1 protein-coding gene is annotated in these 800 nt (G+C 76.9%); it reads right to left on the reverse strand.

The window, feature by feature from the left end:
• Positions 1 to 800 (reverse strand): ComEC/Rec2 family competence protein (locus B9S61_RS00550; RefSeq protein ID WP_181007170.1); only part of this gene is annotated, 800 nt, incomplete at both ends.

An 800-nucleotide genomic window follows, 5' to 3' on the forward strand; every position in this document is an offset into this window, starting at 1 on the left:
AGGAAGCCGTAACTGCGGGCCAGCCACGGGTCGTGGAGCACCAGGAGCAGGACGGCGGCCGCCAGGGCGGGGAGGAGTGACCTGCGGCGGCCGGTGACGAGCGCGAGGAGGGCGACGGATCCGCAGGCGGCGGCCCGCAGCACGCTCGGGTCGGGCCGGCAGACGACGACGAACGCGAGGGACAGCGCCGCGCCGAGCAGGGCCGTGGTCCGCAGGGAGATGCCGAGGCGGGGTGCGAGTCCCCGGCGCTCGGTGCGCTGCGCCAGGCCGGGCGGGCCGAGGAGCAGGGCGAGGAGGATCGTGAAGTTGGCGCCGGAGACGGCGAGCGTGTGGGTGAGGTCGGTCTCCCGGAACGCCTCGTCCAGCTCCGGGGTGATCCTCGCGGTGTCGCCCACGACCAGTCCGGGCAGCAGCGCCCGCGCGTCGGCCGGCAGTCCGTCGGTGGCCTCCCGCAGTCCGGCCCGCAGCCGGCCCGCCAGCCGCTGCGGGGCCGAAGGGCCGCTCACGGTCTCCGGTCCGTCGCGGCCCTTCACCCGCAGGACGGCCGTGAACCGGTCGCCTCCGGCCATGGCCGGCGCGAGCCGTGCCTCGATGCGCAGGCGGGTGGAGGGGAGCAGGCCGAGCCAGAGTGAGTCCCGGCCGTCGCCGGGGGCCGTGGTCCGTCCGGCCGGGCCCGTGTCGACGATCAGCAGAACAGGTGCCCGGGTCTGCCGTGCCGCTCCCCCGGCCCGGGCCTCGATGCGCCGCACGTCCGCCTCGATCAGCACGGACGCCGGGGCCAGGTGGTTCCCGCTGACCCT

The organism is Streptomyces sp. SM1, assembly GCF_002910825.1.
GTDB classification, from domain to species: Bacteria; Actinomycetota; Actinomycetes; order Streptomycetales; family Streptomycetaceae; genus Streptomyces; species Streptomyces okerensis.